This window comes from Chryseobacterium sp. S90 (assembly GCF_047444895.1).
Taxonomy (GTDB): Bacteria; Bacteroidota; Bacteroidia; order Flavobacteriales; family Weeksellaceae; genus Chryseobacterium.
Window position 1 is genome coordinate 36,100 of the sequence record NZ_JBLGCX010000005.1, and the last position, 17,548, is coordinate 53,647.

Below are 17,548 nucleotides of genomic sequence, written 5' to 3' on the forward strand. Positions count from 1 at the left end.
TATAGGATGTAACTTTGCAGAAAATTTTTAAATAATGAAGCGAGGAATCCATTTTTTACTGCTGTTAATTTCCTTTACGGCTTTTGCACAACAGGTAAATATTGATACAGCCCAGGTGGTGATCCCGGGTAGACAAAACAGTACAGAGGCACAGTCTAAACCTTACGTGATTATGATATCTACAGATGGTTTCCGTTATGACTATGCTCAGAAACACAATGCTGAAAATCTTTTGAAACTGGCTAATGGCGGTGTAAAAGCTGAAGCCATGATTCCAAGCTATCCAAGTATTACTTTCCCAAACCACTGGAGCTTAATCACCGGACTTTATCCATCCCATCATGGCTTGATTGATAACTTTTTCTATGATTACAAGAGAAAAGAAGGCTATGCAATGAGCAGTAAAAAAAATGCTGAGGACGGGAGCTGGTATGGAGGAACTCCACTTTGGGGACTTGCCGAAAAACAGGGAATGGTATCGGCTTCTTTAATGTGGGTAGGATCTGCCAGCGATGCAGGAGGAATGAGACCTACTTATTATTATCCTTATCATGAAAAATTCACACCTTCAGAAAAAGTAGGAAAAGTAGTGAACTGGCTGAAGTTACCGGAAGATAAAAGACCTCACTTTATTTCATTATATTTCCCGGAAGTAGATGGAAGCGGACATCATTATGGTCCGGACGCCAAAGAAACAGAAACGGCTGTTCATCTGATAGACCAGGCGATTGGTGACCTTGCTCAGAAAGTAAATGAATTAGGATTAAAAAATGTTAACTTTATTTTTGTTTCCGACCACGGCATGATTAAAGTCGATGGCGGTACACCATTGGAAATTCCGGCTGTGCTTTTTGATAAAAACAGATTCGATTTTTATAACTCTCAAACCTTATTAAGAGTTTACGTTAAGAATCCGGATGAGGTAAAAGCAGTTTATAAAGAATTGAAAGCCAGTAAAACAGACGACTATGAAGTTTATCTTGACAAAAAACTTCCTAAATATTTACATTTTGCCACAAGAGATGACCAGTATAACAGAATAGGACAGATTCTTCTGATTCCGAAAGCACCAAAGATTTTCTTGGAAAAAGGTAAAAAGACGTCGGTTGGAAAACATGGTTACAACCCTAAAGTTGTTCCGGAAATGAAAGCGACTTTCTTTGCTTGGGGGCCTGAATTTAAAAATAATCTGACAATCGGAGAATTTGCCAACATCAATGTTTATCCTTTGGTTGCTGAAGTTTTAGGATTAAAAATTGATCAGCCTATTGATGGAAAACTTAAAGTTTTAAAAGAAACATTGAAAGAGAAAAAATAATCTGAGGATTAAAAAATAAAAATTAAAACTAGTTTCGGCGCACCAAAGGTGCGCCGAAACTAGTTTTATAGATTGACTGAGAAATTAAAATTTAGAAGAAAACTCTTTCGCAAAATCTTCCAATTTAACATTTCCTGTAACAGGAGAACCATGATCAATAAAATCCTTTTGAACAACACCCGTTCTTATTCCTCTTCCCATTTCAACATACAACTTAGCCATATCTTCAGGTAATCCCGCCTGAAGCATTCCGTTTAAAGAATCTTCATCAGAAAATTCTACCCATGGAAGTTCAGGCTTATTAACAGAAGTACCTAAAACTTTCGCAAAATCGGAAGCTGTTCGTACATCACTTACAATATATCTGATGTTGTTGGTATTTTCTTTTTTTACCAATTCTTCAGCTGCGGCTTTGGCAATATCAGTAGGATGTACTACAGGAACTTCGATATTTGCAGGATAATTACCACCAATGATTCCTGCATTTTGAATCAAAGGAATATCGTTGAAAAAGTTATTATAAAAATATCCGGCTCTTAAAAAAGTGAAAGAGGTACTGTCTACTTCATTATATATTTTTTCAATATTGTGGAGACCTGCGATTGGGCCGTTTTCTACAGGAGATTCTGCTCCAACACTGCTTAGCATTACAGCTCTTTTTACATTAGCATTTTTTAAAGCTTCAGCATAATTTTTTCCTGCATTGGTTGTGTTTTCCACAATCTTATCCGGGCTGATAGCTGGAGGTGTCATTACAAAAACAGCGTCCGCACCTTCAAATGTATGAGCCAAAAAGTTAACATCCGTGATAGAACCTATTGCTGGAGTTGCTCCCAGAGATTCAATATCCTGTTTTCTTGCATCGCTGCTGCTTACTACGGTAATAGTATGTCCTTCAGAAATTAATTGTTGTGCTAGTGGTTTAGCTACATTTCCTAATGATCCTGTGATTACGATTTTCATATGTAAATATTTTTTTATTTCTGAGAACAAAGTTATATTTGTACTTACTTTTATACAAGTACTTACCCTAAAGTATGTAGATATGACAGCAATCAAAGAAAGTTCAACTATTCAGGAAAACAGAAAGACGGTACAGGATTGTCCCGTAATGTACGTTATGGAAAGAATTGGAGGATTCTGGAAACCTATTATTCTTTTTAATCTTTCCACAGGCGAAAAAAGATACAGCGAATTGAAAAAAGCAATTCCTGCCGTAACGGAAAAAATGCTCATTCAGCATCTGAAACAGTTGGAAACAGATGGATTAATTATCAGAACAGCAAAACCTGTAGTACCTCCTCATGTCACCTATAAGTTGAGTGATGCAGGCAATGAGCTGGCTCCCGTTATTGATGCAATGGCTGCATGGGCTTTTCAGGATATGGAAAGAAATGATATCAAATGTGCTGAAGGAAACAGATTTATACCAAATCAGGCTCAGAATACATTTAGCCAAAATCTTAAAAAATAAAAACATGCGCTTCAATCCGAAGCGCATGTTTTCGTTACTATTCTCCAGAAGAATTATAAAGACTGCATATCAATGACGAAACGGTATCTTACGTCACTTTTCAACATTCTTTCATAAGCTTCATTGATGTCCTGCATTTTGATCATTTCAATTTCTGAAACAATATTATGCTCTCCGCAGAAATCTAATAATTCCTGAGTTTCTGCAATACCTCCAATTACGGAACCCGCTACAGATTTTCTTCCCATAATCATCGGAACAGTATTAAGGATAGGTTCCAAACCTCCCAGATATCCTACAAGAACATGAGTTCCATTGATATTTAAAGTTGCCACATAAGGATTTACATCATGTACGTAAGGAACCGTATCAATAATCACATCAAATTTTCCTTTTACAGACTCCATTTGTGCTTCATCCGTAGAGATAACAACATGATCAGCACCCAGTTGTTTTGCATCATCAGTTTTTCCGGGAGTTCTTGAAAATAAAGTAACTTCAGCACCCAATCCTTTTGCCAGTTTAATCGCCATATGGCCTAAACCTCCCAGTCCTACAACCGCTACTTTAGAGCCGGGACCTACATTCCAGTGCTTTAAAGGAGACCATGTTGTAATACCTGCACAAAGAAGTGGTGCTACTGCTGCAAGATCAAGATTTTCAGGTACTTTTAAAACATGGTGAGAATCCACAACTACTTTTTGAGAATATCCACCAAAAGTATGACCTCCCAAATGCTTGTCTTTTCCATTATAAGTTCCTGTGAAGCCGTTTAAACAATACTGCTCAAGATCGTGCTGGCAGCTGTCACAATGTCCACATGAATCTACGATACATCCAACCCCTGCAAGATCACCTACTTTAAATTTGGAAACTTCGCTTCCTACTTTGGTAATTCTCCCGACAATTTCATGTCCCGGAACTACAGGATACAAAGATCCACCCCAGTCATTTCTTGCCGTGTGAAGGTCAGAGTGGCATACCCCGCAATATAGGATTTCAATCTCTACATCCTTTGAGGTTACTTCTCTTCTTTCAATATTCATTTCTTTCAGGTCTGCTGTGGTAGACTCTGCACCATAAGCTTTTACTGTGATTGTACTCATTTTTATATTTAGTTTATTTAGGTTTATAAATTATTATATGGATGTATTAAAAGTTTCCATAACGATACAAAAGTCGAAACTTTTTAGTAAACCGGACTTATACAGATTACCGAATTACTTACCAATTTTACAGACCCTATTTCAGTTACATAAGAAAGTGGTAATTTTGAATAGAAATAAAAATATACTTCATGGAAAATCAGGAGGTTGAAATCTATAATACGGTCTCAGAATACAATAAAATGGCGAATCATGAAACCCTGCATCCGCTGGTGAGTGTTATTGATTTTTCCAAATCTGATCCTATCTGCCAGCATAAAAGAACATTTGGATTTTATACCGTTTTTCTGAAAGATGTAATGTGCGGAGATATGCAATATGGAAAACACAGCTATGATTATCAGGAAGGAACATTGGTTTTTATCGCTCCCGGTCAGACCTATGGAATTTATAACAAAGATAAATATATTCAGCCTGCAGGTTCTGCATTAATTTTTCACCCGGATTTAATAAAAGGAACCAATTTAGGGAAGAATATGAAAGACTATTCATTCTTCTCTTATGATGTGCATGAAGCGCTTCATCTCTCAGAAAAAGAAAGAGAAGTGGTGCTGGATTGTTTTAAAAATATTAAACTTGAGCTTGAACAGGCTATTGATAAACACAGTAAATCTTTAATTGTCAATAATATTGAACTTTTCCTGAATTACTGTATGCGTTTTTATGATCGTCAGTTTATTACCAGAGATCATATCAACCAGGGAGTTATCGGTAAATTTGAAAATCTGGTTGACGATTATTTAAAATCTGAAAATCCTAAAAATATCGGTTTTCCGATGGTCAACTACTTTGCAGAAAAACTGAATTTGTCTGCTAATTATTTCGGGGATTTAATAAAAAAAGAACTGGGAATTTCCGCGCAGGAATTTATCCACAACAAACTTATTGATATCGCCAAAGAACAGATTCTGGATCAGGCAAAAACAATCAGTGAGATTTCCTATGATCTGGGCTTTAAATATCCACAGCATTTTACAAGACTCTTCAAGACGAAAGTGGGAATCTCTCCTAGTGAGTACAAAATCCTGAACTAGTTTTTTAACACTAATATCACTAATCTTCTCACAAATGACACAATTAAAGTTAGTGGATATTAGTAAGTTCATTTGTGACATTGGTGTTTAGATTTTTTTCAACACAAATAACACAATTCAAATTAGTGAATATTAGTGTATTTATTCGTGAGATTTGTGTTTAAATAATTAAATTTAAAAAGAAAAGTTTTCACCATTCCAAAGATGACACCAAATCAGCAAGAAACCTTTATTTTTAATACCCGTTTTGGGAGAATTATAGCATTGAAAGAACAAGGAATTATCAAGGCTAAAAGTATTCGCTATGCCCATTCTGAGAGATTTCAAAGACCTGTTGCTGTAAAATTTTCATCATCTGTTATTATTGCTCCTGAAAAAACTCCAGTGTGTCCTCAAGCTTTAAGTCCACTTGTGGAAAAAATGATTGGAACGACCCCTGTTGAAAGCTTTGAAGCCGATGAATCTACACAATATCTTTCCATCACCCGTCCTGAAACAGTTTCTGAAAATGAAAAAATTCCTGTTATAGTCTGGATTCATGGAGGTTCCCATGAAATTGGTTGCGGTGATCTTGCCACTGCCGATCCTTCGGAATGGGTGAAAGAACAGCATGTCATTGTTGTTGCTGTTTCGTATCGATTGGGATTATTTGGATTTTTAGGTGGAGACGAAACCAGGCCTGCTAATCTTGGTCTGTTGGATATGATCGAAGCATTAAAGTGGATAAAAATCCATATTGCAGATTTCAATGGAGATGAAAACAATATTACCCTTCTTGGACAGTCTTCGGGAGGTGATGCCATTGCGCATTTAATGATTTCTGAAGGAGTGGAGGATTTATTTCAGCGTGTTATTATCCAGAGTGCACCTTTGGGCTTACGTCATCAAAGACAGAAAATGTCTGCAGAATTTCTGAGAAAAACAGAAATACTGAAAGATGAAACAGATGTGTTAAAAATGATGAATGAATACGGAAAATTTTTACCATCCATCATGAAATACGGTCTGAAAGCTGCGATGCCTTTTGGAACTCAATACGGATATTTTCCTTTATGTAAAGAAGAAGAATCGCTGGAAATGTGGAAAAAGAATGCACAGAAATATGATGTACTCATTGGCTTAAATAATGATGAAACTGCATTTTATCTCAAAACTTCTGATGCATTAAATAAATATTTCGGAACTGGACTGGGATTAAAAATCATGGATAAGACAGTTGAAAAAACCACAGAATTCATCTATGGAACTCCGGCAAGACGGTTTGCCGAAAATCTGGCTGATGCTGGCGGAAATGTTTATTTGTTCAGAATTCATTCAAAACTGAAAGACAGTCATATCGGGGCTCCTCACTGTATTGATCTTCCTTTGATCTTTGGCAATGAATCTGCGTGGAAATTTTCCGAACTGCTGAAAGATATACCTTGGAGTCGTATTCATGAAAACGGTAAGAAATTACGAGCACTCTGGGCCGAATTTGCCAGAACCGGGAAAATATCTGATGTCTCCGAAAAACCGGAGATCCTGCAACTCAGAAAAATGTAGCATACTAAGTGTATAAAATCTCTAATCTTAACAAATATCCCTACTGAAGACGTAAACATTACCCTCCCTCGGAGGGGTGGCAAAAATTCAAAGAATTTTGACGGGGTGGTTCGTCACATTCTCAATATTTATCTTTAATAATGAAAATTATATATACTAAATCAAGTATTTGGTGATAAATACTTATGCATAATTGTAATTTTTAACGTATATTTAATTACTAAACCATTAAAAATAATAATTATGAAAACAAACAAAGATTTCAAAGTAAAAAAACTTAAACGTGAGCAACTGAAGACCCTAAAGGCGGGAGATCTAAATTGGGGTAAAGTATGCTGTACTTCCAACGAAGACGGACAATGCTGCGAATGGGCTACAGATATTTGGAATTGCCGATATATTTATTGCTAATTGAAAGCCTTGTCAAGGTTTTAAACCTTGACAAGGCTCTTACTCAGGAATCCAAACGCTTACATTTCCTGCCGGAACAGGAAAATTTCCCCATCCGTTTTCATCAATGGTTACTTTTTCTTTGAATCTCTTCAAAAGATCTTTAAATTTTTTTCCTGCGTAAAGCTGTCCCACTTCCATAGGCTTGTTGTAAGCGTCCTTATTACTTAATACGACAGCACATCCTGAATGTTCATTATCACCTGTACGAACCCATCCAAGGCAATTGGCGTCTTCAAAATAATCCTGCTGATCACCATATGCATGATCTTTTCTGGCTTTTAATAGCTCTTCAATTCCATCTATTTTAGGCATAAATATTTCCTGATCGTTGCCCTCTCTATCTTTATCCGTATAATGGGCACCATACAAATCAGGATAGAATACACACGGATAACCTTCTTTTCTCAATAGAATAAGGGAGTAAGCAATAGGCTTAAACCATGGTTCTACAGGAGCTTCAAGATCCTGTAAAGGCTGGGTATCATGATTAGCTACTATACTCACCGAATGTAAGGGATCTGCCTGGGTAAGAGTTTCATCAAAAATTCTGCGGAGATCATATGAACTTCCTTCTTTTGAAGCATTATGAAAATTGTTCTGAAGGGAACTGTCAAAAAGACTCATACAGCCTTCTGTCACCTCAATATACTTTTGAAGCAGATGAAGATATCCGGGAGCCCAGTATTCACCGACAGCAAAAATATTTTTCCCCGAATTAGAACGAAGCATAGTGAGCCATTCTTTATAAAAGTCGAACGAAATATGCTTCAAGGCATCCAGTCTCACTCCATCGAAATCTGTCTGATCAAAATACCACTTTGCCCAGTGGTTAAGCTCTTCCCGTACAAAAGGATTTCTATGTTCGATATCATTGTACATCAGGTAGTCGTAATTCCCTTTTTCATCGTGAATCATTTCTTCCCAGTCGTCTCCATATTCAGATTGTATTTTATAGATGTGGGATTCCATACCTTCTGCGTAATCTACGCCGCTGAAGCAGGTGAAGTTCCATTCAAAATCAGAATATTTTTTTCCTCTTCCGGGAAAGGTGAATTTCGTGTAAGACTCTATTTCAATGACATCGGAAATAACTTTCTCCCTGTTTTCTTCATCTACTTTTACTACTTTGAATTTTTCCAGCTCATCACCTCCGGCTTTATGCCCCAGAACAATATCTACAATTACCTGTATATTTTGTTTCTTTAAGGCTTTAATAGCTTTTATATAATCGGTTTTAGTGCCGTATTTTGTAGCAACGGTTCCCTTTTGGTCAAATTCTCCGAGGTCATAGAGATCATAAGCATCATATCCGGTAGAGTAACCTCCATTTGTTCCTTTATAGGCAGGAGGAAACCACACAGAAGTAATCCCCAGCTTTGCTAAATATCTGGCCTGTTTTTCGGCTTCTTTCCACAACTTTCCGTCTCCTTCAGAATACCAGTGAAAAAACTGAATCATGGTTGGGTTCATAAATTTGCTGATTTGGTAGATACAAGTTAGCGAAAAAATATGACCTACTCACTTTCAAATTCTTCAAACGGGATTTTTAGTTGAACGGAAACCTGTTTTTTTTCTTCCGTATTCAGGTGGGAGAGAGATAAGCCGAGAAGGCGTACTGCCTTATCAAAAGGGCGGAGTTCCCAGAGCTTTCTTCCTGTATTAAAGTACTGTTCCGGTGATGAGAAATAATCTTCTCTTGTAATGCTCCTTGTAAAAAGAGAGAAATCTTTATATTTTATTTTTAACGTTAAAGTTCTCCCGAGAATATTATTTTTCTGTAATCTCTGATGAAGTTCCTGTCCGAGGCTTTCCAGTTTTTCATTGATCTGCTGATCATCCAGGAGGTCCTCAAAAAAGGTTCTTTCTACAGCCACACTTTTCTGGATACGATGAGGTTTTACTTCGGAAGTATGAATTCCACGTACTACGTTGTAATAATGTTGTCCGGACTTCCCGAAAAGTCTTACCAGATCTTCAAGTGATCTCTTCTTTAAATCTTTTCCTTTATAAATTCCTAAACTAAACATTTTGTTAGCTGTCACTTTCCCAACTCCATAAAATTTTTCTACAGGCAATTCTTCCAGGAAATGCTCCATTTTATCAGGATGAATGGTTTTCTGGCCATTCGGTTTATTGATGTCGGAAGCTACTTTAGCCAAAAACTTATTCACTGAAATTCCTGCAGATGCCGTCAATCCTGTCTGTTCAAAAATTTTCTGACGGATTTCTTTGGCAATCAGGTTGGCAGATTCCATTCCTTTTTTATTTTCGGTGACATCCAGATAGGCTTCATCCAGAGAAAGAGGTTCTACCAGATCAGTATATTCATAGAAAATTTCCCGGATCTTTTTTGAAATTTCTTTATATCTGGCAAATCGGGGAGGAACAAAAATAAGATGCGGACATTTTTCCTTTGCGGTTTTGCTGGGCATTGCAGAACGTACTCCATATTTTCTGGCTTCATAGCTTGCTGCAGCAACTACACCACGATGCTGTCCTCCAACTGCAATAGGCTTGCCTTTCAATGTAGGATTATCATGCTGCTCCACAGAAGCATAGAATGCGTCCATGTCAACATGAATAATTTTACGAAGCGGCAAAGAAAAATCCATATACAAAGATATGGATTCCTTTATTGACGGTAAATTTTTTTGTAGAAAGGAAGTCTGAAGCTGGGAGAGGGAAGTTAATGAAAACGATATAGAAATGGATGATCCATTTATTAAAAGTTAGCTAAAAGACTAGCTGATCATTCATGGTACTTAAATTACTTCCATCTTCGATCTTTATGCTTCAAACCTCTTACGGTTTCAGTCTCATGGTGAGAAGATGAGGTTCAAAACCTGCTTTTTCATAAGCTTTTATGGCAGATTCATTCTGAGCATATACATCAAGTCTTACCTCACTGATTCCCCTTGATTTTGACCAGGAAATAAGCTCATCTGTAATTACTTTATTAATCCCTTTACCTCTGTTATCGGGTTTTACATACATAAAACCGAGATAGGCATATTCTTTAAACTGATAATAATCTTTGGCTGCTTTTTTAATCAGGGCATATCCTGATGCAACGATTTCATTATTCTCCTCGGCAACAATTACAGTTGCATCCGGAGACTTTATAAGATGTTTTAAATCATAATAATGAATTTCACCTTCAATAAGTGTGCTGTTGAAAGGCCTTTCGGCAGTTACAACTCCCTGTTCGAATTCTAAAAGGATTTCTAAATCCTGTTCTGTGGCTTCTCTTGTGATCATGGTGTTATCTATGAAATTTTAAAACTCATTGAAAGTTGAGGTTTCCAATGAGTTTTTTATGTTTTTTTGGATTAAAATAAATGAAGTTATTTTAAAAGTTTATTTATGGTTTGCTGAAGTTCAGGATCTTCAGGTGATATTGCGTAATATTTTGCGATAGAAGATTTCTGATCGATTACCATATATCTTGGAATCCAGTTAAGATCTACATAATTGTTGAAATCATTTTTCCATCCTGTAGAAAACCAATAATTTTCTTTGTCTTTCATCTCAAATCTTTCCAGACTTTTTTCAAACCCTTCTTTTGAACGGTCTAATGATAAAAATACAAAATCAATATTTTTGTTGTTATCTTCCAGTTCTTTAGCTTTTGGAAGTGCCTTTAAGCAATCTCTACACCATCCTGCCCAAAAATCAATGACTAAAACTTTTCCTTTATGCTGGTCAAGAATCTGCTGGATGGTAACGGCTTTTCCTTCTTCATCTTCCAGTTTCTGCTGTAAAGCCTCTTTTGAAAAGCCCGTTTTAAGAACGGCAGGAACTTGTTGTGAATAACTTATCCCAAAAATACCTATCATAAAAATTAGTATCAACTTTTTCATCTCGTACAATTTCATTTATACAAATCTAAACAATGAATTGCAATCTGAGATTGATTTCTGCTGAATTAGGAAAAATTTATAATATTGATGGATTCTATGGGGTATGAGGATGGGTATGTGTAAACCACTCCGTCAAAAATTCTTTGAATTTTCCCCACTCCTCCGTGTGAAGGGAATATTACATCTTCAGTTGTGATATTTCTGATTGAAATTTTTTACTGATAGTTTTTAATCAAGCCTTTCACAACGGCAATTACATTGGGCATTGCTTTATTGGCTGCATTTAAAACTTCTTCGTGAGAAACAGCAAAAGCTACATCCGGTCCGCCAAGATCTGTGATTACGGAAACACAGAAAACATCCATTCCCATATGTCTGGCGACAATGACCTCAGGAACGGTACTCATTCCTACCATATCACCGCCGATGGCTTTGATCATGCCATATTCAGCCGGAGTTTCAAAAGTTGGTCCTTGTAGTGCTACGTAAACTCCCTGATGGATTTTTATTTGGTGATCTGCAGCAGCTTTTTCCGCTATAGCAATCATTTTTTTGTTGTAAGGCTCACTCATATCTACGAATCGTGGTCCAAGCTCATCTATATTTTTTCCCCGAAGTGGATGCTCAGGCATCATATTGATGTGATCTTTCAGAATAACAATATCTGCAACGCTGTAAGCTGGATTTACGCCGCCACATGCATTGGAAAGAATAAGGTTTTGAATACCCAGTAAATGAAAAACCCTCACAGGAAAGGTTACAGTTTCCATTGAATGTCCTTCGTAATAATGGAAACGACCGCTCATCATCAGTACTTTTTTTCCTTCCAGAAGTCCATAAATCAGTTTTCCGGTATGTCCGGCTACTGTAGTTTGTGGAAAATGTGGGATGTCTTTGTACTCTAAAACATGGATCGGTTCTACTTCATTCTGTAATTTTCCCAGTCCGGATCCTAAAACAACCGCAAAATCAGGTGTTTCCTGAATGATATTTTTAATAAAATCTGCAGTCTCTTTAATTTTTTCTAACATAATCTAAGATGATTTGATTGAATTCTTCTTTCTTATCAATCAGTACATTGATAGGCCAGTAGTAAACAATTTCTCTAAGATAGTCAAAAGTTTTCAGACGTACATAGTCTTTCTCTGTGGTTAATATCAGTTTATATTCCCCTAATTTTTTATACTCGGCAAGGATTTTTTTAATATCATCATCCGTGAAATTATGATGATCTCTGAACTTTAAATGCTTTACCCTTTTTGAGAATTTTGCCAGATGTTCCAGAAGGGGTTTAGGATTGGCAATTCCGGTAATCAGTAAAATATCATAATAATTCAGGTTATTATCCGGAAGCATTTTATCTTTTCCGTATACATTTTCGTCATAACCGATGGATGAAAAGAATACTTTCTGCCCATAAGAAGGTCTTATTCTTGAAATATAATATCTTTTTGTTTCCTCAGTCAGTTCATCAGGACATTTGCTGACCATAATGATGTTGGCTCTTTTATATCCTGCTCTGGATTCTCTCAGATCTCCTGCCGGAAGAAGGTAGTCTTTGAAAAAAGGATCATTAAAGTCGGTCATCAGAATATTGAATCCTGCCTTGATGGCTCTGTGCTGCATGGCGTCATCCAGTACCAGAACTTCAAGGTCCATATCTTCAATTACTTTTTTGGCTCCGGGAACACGTTCTTCCGAAACAGCAATGACAAAACGGTTTTTAAAACGTTCAAAAAGCTGCATCGCTTCATCACCCACCATTTTGTAATTACTTTCATAATTCGTTACCTCATAGCCTTTTGTCAGCCTTCCATAACCTCGTGAAAGTACTCCTGTTCTGTAATGTTTGGATAGATATTGGGCAAGATACATCACCATGGGTGACTTTCCGCTTCCACCCACAGAAAGATTTCCGACATTGATTATCGGAGTTTTGAATTTTGTCGATTTAAAAATTCCCAGATCATACATTGTGTTCCGGATACCCGTTACCAAATGATAACCAAGGGAAAAAGGATAAAGGTACCATCTTTTCATACGATTGCAAAAATAGGGATTTTCATAAGCATTTGGTATATTATTCTCAAAGACTTTTCAACAAATATTTCGTTAAATTAAAGTATTTTTGTGGAGTTATTACAATACATTGAGATACTTTATAGAATTTTCTTACAACGGAAAGAATTATTTCGGCTACCAGATACAGCCGGATGCCATTTCTGTACAGGAAGAACTGGAAAAAGCACTTTCCACAATTTTAAGGGAAGAGATTAAAACTACAGGAGCAGGAAGAACGGATACAGGGGTTCATGCCAAAAAAATATTTGCTCATTTTGATACTGAACAGGAAATAAACGATCAGCTTCCACGCAGACTGAACAGTTTTCTCCCGCCTGATATTTCCATTAAAAGGATTTTTCCGGTAAAAGATGATTTTCACGCCCGTTTTGATGCTACGTACAGAACCTACGAGTATTATATCTCACTGGAAAAAAATCCGTTCACACAGGAATCGGCCTGGCAGCACTGGAAAAGAGGATTGGATATTGATGCTATGAATGAAGCCTGTAAGATTCTTTTTGAATTCGAGGATTTTACCAGTTTTGCTAAATTAAAAACCGACAATAAAACGAATATCTGTAAAATCTACAAAGCAGAGTGGGAACAGAATGGCTCAGAGCTGAAATTTACTGTTTCAGCTAACCGATTTTTGAGAAACATGGTTCGTGCGATTGTGGGAACAATGGTAGAAATAGGAACCGGAAAACTGAAACCGGAAGATCTTCGTACTGTGATTGAAGATAAAAACCGTAACGCTGCCGGAACTTCTGCTCCGGGACATGGGTTGTATCTTGTGGATGTGGGATACGAATTTTAAATAAAAACTAAAAACAAAATAATAATCATGTTATCAGTCTTTATTCTTATCGGTGCCTATCGGTATTACGCACAATTAGCAGAAAGGTTTGGAAAAACAAAATGGCAGTACGGTGTTCTGGCAATTGGTATCTATCTGGGAACTCAGCTTTTGTTAGGTTTCGGTTATGGTATGTATTTGGGATTAACAGATCCTGAATCCGCAGAAAATGTGAATTATACAGGTTTTTCCGGAGTGAATATGGTAGGTTGGTTAATCTCTATTGTTGTAGTTTGGGGAGTTTATAAATTCCTTGAAAATAAATTTATAAAAGAAAGACCTGTAAAGCCCATCATTGAAATCGAAGAGATAGGGAAAACTACTGAACAGTAAGATTTCTTTTTTAGTATCGGAAATTAAGATTATTTTTAAATAATGTAAGGAATACTAAAAAAATAACCATGACTGAAATTGATAAACTAGCCTTTGCATTGCATCATTTTGCCGGACTTTCTGAAGAAGATTTCAGCCTGTCTGAAAATTTTTGGATACCCAGAGAATATAAAAAAGGAGATTTTTACAATCTTCAGGGAAATGTATGTTCTTATCTGGGATTTATAGTTGATGGTGTTTTCCGTTCTTATGTCATCAATGGAGATACCGGTGAAGAAAAGAATGTTTTTCTTTATTCTGCCAATGGATTTGTGGTTCCTTTTAAAAGTTTTCTCAATCAGATTTCCTGTGATTATTTTACTCAGGCCCTTACAGATGCTTCTATTATTTTTATCCGGCACACAGATCTGCTTTCTCTTTATATGCAGTCACATCAATGGGAGAAATTTGGGAGGCTCCTTGCACAGGCGGCTTTTAATGTTACCATGACAAGGGTAGAAGGATTTTTATTAAAGTCTCCTGAAGAGCGTTATCTGGATCTGATGAAAGAACATCCGGATATTTTCAGTAATGTTCCTCTTTATCATATTTCTTCCTATCTGGGCATTCAGGGACCTTCTCTGAGCAGGATAAGAAAAAGAATTTCAGGTAAATAGTACGATTTTAACCTGAGTTAAAGTTTTCGTCATTTTATCTGCGGAAATTTGTTTCATCAATTTAACAATACAAAAAGTAAAAATTATGAAAACAAAAACAATCGTATTAATTCATGGGTTATTTGTGAATAATACAAGCTGGAAAGAATGGAAAACATATTTTGAGGCTCAAGGGTATACTGTGCATACACCATCCAATCCGGGGCATGCAGGAAATCCTGTAGATTTAAAGAATAATATTCCGGGAGAATTAAGACATGTAGGTTTTGACGATGCAATCAACAATCTTGTGAAACTGATAGACAGCCTTCCTGAAAAACCTATAGTTATCGGACATTCTTTCGGAGGACTTATGGTTCAGAAGCTGATTGATATGGGAAAAGCAGCAGCAGGAGTAAGTATTGATGGTGCTCCTCCGAAAAATATAATGGCTCCTTTTTCTACCATTAAAATCGTTTGGCCGGTGGTGAATTTTTTCAAAGGAAACAGTCCATATCTGGGAACAAAAGAATGGTATCACAAAGCGTTTTTCAATAATTATTCGAAAGAAGAAAGTGACAGATTATACGCAACAGTAGCAGTACCTGAAAGCCGAAAATTAGCAAAAGATCCTTTGTTTAAAGCTTCTGCGAAATTAGATCTGAAGAAACCACACCAGCCACTTCTGTTCATTGCAGGTTCTAATGATCACATTTTTCCGGCAGCATTTTCAAAGAAAATAGCAGAGGCCTATAAAGATTCTAACAGCATTGTAGATTTTAAAGAGTTTGCAGGAAGAAGTCATTTCATCTGTGGAGAGAAAAATTGGGAAGAAGTAGCAGAATATGTTCTGGGGTGGATACAAAAGAATGCTTAATATATTCATATTGTAAATGGTAGGTATCTGAAATTTTCTATGACGATTTGCAAAAGTTGTAAAGGCAGTCCGGTTATAAAGTCTTATTTTTGCATAGAATTTTTATTTTAATTCTTTCTTTCGATTCGTACAATGAAAAAACAAGATACCTGGGGGATTATAAAAAGGCTGTTCTTTATCGGAATGAAGTTTCGTTCATGGTTCATCCTTACGCTTATAATTTCTATTTTCCTTTCCATTGTTTCTACTTACAGGCCGTATCTTACTATGCAGGTGGTGGATAATGATATTACAAAGCTTCATGATAAGGCTTTGATGATGAAACATATCTACATCCTTGTAGGATTGGTGTTTGCTGAAACGATTTTAAACTTTTTCCTGGTTTATTTTTCAAATTTTATCTCACAGAATGTGATCAGGGATATCAGAGAGCGTTTATATGCTAAGCTGATTTATTTTAAGACTTCATTTTTTGATAAAACACCTATCGGACAGCTGGTAACACGTGCGGTAGGAGATGTGGAAACAATTGCCACTGTATATACGGATGGTTTCCTGATGGTTTTCGGGGATATTCTGAGAATTCTGTTTGTGCTGATTATGATGTTCAGTACCAATGTTCATCTGAGTTATATTACGCTGGCTATTTTACCTTTAATGGTAGTCATTACGCGATTTTTTCAGAAAAGACTGAAGAAAGCTTTTGGAGACGAGAGAAACTGGACTGCCAATCAGAACTCTTTTGTTCAGGAAAGACTGGCAGGAATGTCTATTATTCAGGTATTCAACAGACAGGAATCCGAATTCAAGAAATTTGATGATATCAATATTACCCTAAAAACTGCATTGCTGAGAACGGTGTTCATTTTCTCACTGTTCTTTCCTGTAGTAGAACTTATTTCTTCGTTATTCATAGGATTTATTCTTTTCTATGGAGGATATATCACGATCAGTGCCGGAGTCGTTATTGCTTTTATCCAATATATTTCAATGCTGATCCGTCCGCTGAGACAGATTGCAGACCGTTTCAACAATATCCAACGAGGAATTGTGGGAGCAGAAAGAGTCTTGGGATTAATGGATGAAGAGAATTCAATGCCGAATAACGGTACGGTAAAGAAAGACCATTTTGCCGGAAAAATTGAATTCCAGAAAGTACATTTTGCCTATGATGAAAAGCAGGAAGTTTTGAAAGGTATTGATTTTAAAGTAAATCCGGGAGAAACAGTCGCTATTGTAGGGGCAACAGGTGCCGGAAAATCTACTATTATCAGCCTGATTACAAGATTATATGATATCAACTCCGGAAATATTCTGATTGATGATGTGAATTTAAAAGATTATGAGCTTTATAATCTGAGAAGCCACATCGGAGTCGTTTTGCAGGATGTTTTCCTTTTCCACGGAAGTATTTTTGAAAATCTTTCCTTTGGAGATGACACTATAACTTTAGATAAAATAAAAGCAGGAGCCAGAGAAATTGAGGTAGATCAGTTTATCCAGCAGCTTCCTGGCGGATATGATTATGTAGTGAGCGAAAGAGGTTCGTCAATCTCTTTAGGTCAGAGACAATTGCTGTCTTTCCTGAGAGCCTATTTATCGGATCCGAAAATTTTAATCCTGGATGAAGCAACGTCCTCCATTGACCATGAAAGTGAAAAACTGATCCAGAGAGCAACAGAAAAACTTACAAAAAACAGGACTTCCATTATTATTGCCCACAGGCTTTCCACTATTGAAAAAGCAGATAAAATTATTGTGATGGAACATGGTAAAATTGTAGAAGAAGGTAAACATCTTGAACTTCTGGATAAGAACGGATATTATTCTACTCTTTACAAAGCCCAGCTGCGTCATGAAGTGGAATTGGAAGAAGAAAAAGAGTCATAATCCATAAGGAATGATAATAAACAAAAAAGAGAGTCATCACGATTCT

18 protein-coding genes are annotated in these 17,548 nt (G+C 36.5%); 10 read left to right on the plus strand and 8 right to left on the minus strand.

The genetic code is table 11. The features are described 5' to 3' along the window. Positions 1-34: 34 nt before the first annotated feature. Positions 35-1,318, plus strand: coding sequence for an ectonucleotide pyrophosphatase/phosphodiesterase (locus tag ACLMCG_RS14050; protein ID WP_413960180.1), 1,284 nt, complete (start codon positions 35-37; stop codon positions 1,316-1,318). Between the two features lie 84 nt (positions 1,319-1,402). Here ACLMCG_RS14050 and ACLMCG_RS14055 read toward each other — a convergent pair whose 3' ends face one another. Then, a complete protein-coding gene (locus tag ACLMCG_RS14055; protein ID WP_413960179.1) occupies positions 1,403-2,281 on the minus strand; it encodes an NAD(P)H-binding protein in 879 nt (292 codons plus the stop codon). Positions 2,282-2,363: 82 nt separating this feature from the next. Here ACLMCG_RS14055 and ACLMCG_RS14060 point away from each other — a divergent pair, with 82 nt between their 5' ends. Next, entirely contained in the window at positions 2,364-2,792 is a 429-nt protein-coding gene (locus tag ACLMCG_RS14060) for a winged helix-turn-helix transcriptional regulator (RefSeq protein ID WP_223599729.1), read from the plus strand. Between the two features lie 53 nt (positions 2,793-2,845). Here ACLMCG_RS14060 and ACLMCG_RS14065 read toward each other — a convergent pair whose 3' ends face one another. After that, positions 2,846-3,898, minus strand: a complete 1,053-nt coding sequence (locus tag ACLMCG_RS14065; protein ID WP_223599730.1) for an NAD(P)-dependent alcohol dehydrogenase — start codon at positions 3,896-3,898, stop codon at positions 2,846-2,848. A gap of 191 nt (positions 3,899-4,089) precedes the next feature. Here ACLMCG_RS14065 and ACLMCG_RS14070 point away from each other — a divergent pair, with 191 nt between their 5' ends. The 3 genes from ACLMCG_RS14070 (at position 4,090) to ACLMCG_RS14080 (ending at position 6,945) form a co-directional block, all read left to right on the plus strand. Continuing rightward, complete coding sequence (locus tag ACLMCG_RS14070) at positions 4,090-4,992, plus strand: helix-turn-helix domain-containing protein (protein ID WP_413960178.1); 903 nt, start codon at positions 4,090-4,092, stop codon at positions 4,990-4,992. A gap of 204 nt (positions 4,993-5,196) precedes the next feature. Beyond that, positions 5,197-6,534, plus strand: a complete 1,338-nt coding sequence (locus tag ACLMCG_RS14075; protein ID WP_413960177.1) for a carboxylesterase family protein — start codon at positions 5,197-5,199, stop codon at positions 6,532-6,534. A 243-nt stretch (positions 6,535-6,777) separates the two neighbouring features. Next, positions 6,778-6,945, plus strand: a complete 168-nt coding sequence (locus ACLMCG_RS14080; RefSeq protein WP_223599733.1) for a hypothetical protein — start codon at positions 6,778-6,780, stop codon at positions 6,943-6,945. A 39-nt stretch (positions 6,946-6,984) separates the two neighbouring features. On the opposite strand, the gene ACLMCG_RS14085 is transcribed toward ACLMCG_RS14080, so the two are convergent. The 6 genes from ACLMCG_RS14085 to lpxK form a co-directional block, all read right to left on the minus strand. Then, positions 6,985-8,457 (minus strand): alpha-amylase, encoded by a 1,473-nt coding sequence (locus tag ACLMCG_RS14085; protein ID WP_413960176.1) that lies wholly within the window; start codon positions 8,455-8,457, stop codon positions 6,985-6,987. A gap of 44 nt (positions 8,458-8,501) precedes the next feature. After that, positions 8,502-9,599, minus strand: coding sequence for a DNA polymerase IV (gene dinB / locus ACLMCG_RS14090; RefSeq protein ID WP_223599735.1), 1,098 nt, complete (start codon positions 9,597-9,599; stop codon positions 8,502-8,504). Positions 9,600-9,789: 190 nt separating this feature from the next. Beyond that, entirely contained in the window at positions 9,790-10,245 is a 456-nt protein-coding gene (locus tag ACLMCG_RS14095; RefSeq protein WP_413960175.1) for a GNAT family N-acetyltransferase, read from the minus strand. Between the two features lie 86 nt (positions 10,246-10,331). Next, positions 10,332-10,847: a TlpA family protein disulfide reductase gene (locus ACLMCG_RS14100; protein ID WP_413960174.1), complete on the minus strand. Its 516-nt coding sequence runs from the start codon at positions 10,845-10,847 to the stop codon at positions 10,332-10,334. Positions 10,848-11,062: 215 nt separating this feature from the next. After that, positions 11,063-11,878: a purine-nucleoside phosphorylase gene (locus tag ACLMCG_RS14105; RefSeq protein WP_413960173.1), complete on the minus strand. Its 816-nt coding sequence runs from the start codon at positions 11,876-11,878 to the stop codon at positions 11,063-11,065. Next, positions 11,862-12,887 carry a tetraacyldisaccharide 4'-kinase gene (gene lpxK / locus ACLMCG_RS14110; protein ID WP_213277125.1) on the minus strand — a complete coding sequence of 342 codons (1,026 nt, stop codon included), beginning with the start codon at positions 12,885-12,887 and terminating at the stop codon, positions 11,862-11,864. Before lpxK ends, ACLMCG_RS14105 begins: the two co-directional genes overlap by 17 nt. Before the next feature lie 109 nt (positions 12,888-12,996). On the opposite strand from lpxK, the gene truA reads away from it, so the two are divergent. The 5 genes from truA (at position 12,997) to ACLMCG_RS14135 (ending at position 17,502) form a co-directional block, all read left to right on the plus strand. Beyond that, the gene (gene truA / locus ACLMCG_RS14115) at positions 12,997-13,728 is read left to right on the plus strand and encodes a tRNA pseudouridine(38-40) synthase TruA (protein WP_413960172.1); all 732 of its coding nucleotides are present in this window, start codon (positions 12,997-12,999) and stop codon (positions 13,726-13,728) included. 27 nt (positions 13,729-13,755) lie between these two features. Further along, positions 13,756-14,100 carry a hypothetical protein gene (locus tag ACLMCG_RS14120; RefSeq protein ID WP_413960171.1) on the plus strand — a complete coding sequence of 115 codons (345 nt, stop codon included), beginning with the start codon at positions 13,756-13,758 and terminating at the stop codon, positions 14,098-14,100. A gap of 68 nt (positions 14,101-14,168) precedes the next feature. After that, complete coding sequence (locus ACLMCG_RS14125; protein WP_413960170.1) at positions 14,169-14,756, plus strand: Crp/Fnr family transcriptional regulator; 588 nt, start codon at positions 14,169-14,171, stop codon at positions 14,754-14,756. An 85-nt stretch (positions 14,757-14,841) separates the two neighbouring features. Beyond that, a complete protein-coding gene (locus tag ACLMCG_RS14130; protein WP_223599743.1) occupies positions 14,842-15,612 on the plus strand; it encodes an alpha/beta hydrolase in 771 nt (256 codons plus the stop codon). Positions 15,613-15,744: 132 nt separating this feature from the next. Next, positions 15,745-17,502, plus strand: a complete 1,758-nt coding sequence (locus tag ACLMCG_RS14135) for an ABC transporter ATP-binding protein (RefSeq protein WP_413960169.1) — start codon at positions 15,745-15,747, stop codon at positions 17,500-17,502. Positions 17,503-17,548 lie beyond the last annotated feature (46 nt).